This is a genomic window from Rhizobium sp. SVR5-9E (assembly GCF_056755095.1).
Window position 1 is genome coordinate 1 of the sequence record NZ_JBNDHS010000262.1, and the last position, 402, is coordinate 402.

Annotated in this window: 1 protein-coding gene; it reads right to left on the minus strand. The window is 62.7% G+C overall.

What is annotated here, in order from left to right:
* Positions 1 to 402 (minus strand): sensor histidine kinase (locus ACPYOJ_RS34715; RefSeq protein WP_481420281.1); only part of this gene is annotated, 402 nt, incomplete at both ends.

Consider the following 402-nt stretch of genomic DNA (forward strand, 5'->3'; position numbering starts at 1 on the left):
GACCAGGTTCAGGATCACCTGCTGCAGTTGCACCCGGTCGCCCTGCAGGAGCGGCAGGCTATCGGCGAACTGCCTGTCCACTTTTATCCCGTTCTTGGTGATCTCGCTCCGGGCAAGGCTGATCACCTCGTCGATTGTTTCATTGATGTCGACCACGTCTTGCTGTGGCGGGGCTTTCTTGATCTGCCCGCGTATGCGGCTAATGACCTCGCCAGCCCGCCGGCCGTCCCTGGCGATCCGATCAAGCGCCTGGCGGACTTCTGCGAGATCCGGCTGCTCCGTGTCCATCCAGCGCAATGCGGCCTGGGCATTGGTGACGGTTGCAGCGATCGGCTGATTGACCTCATGGGCGATCGAGGCGGTAAGCTGCCCGATGGTCGCGACCCGGTTGGCATGTGCCAG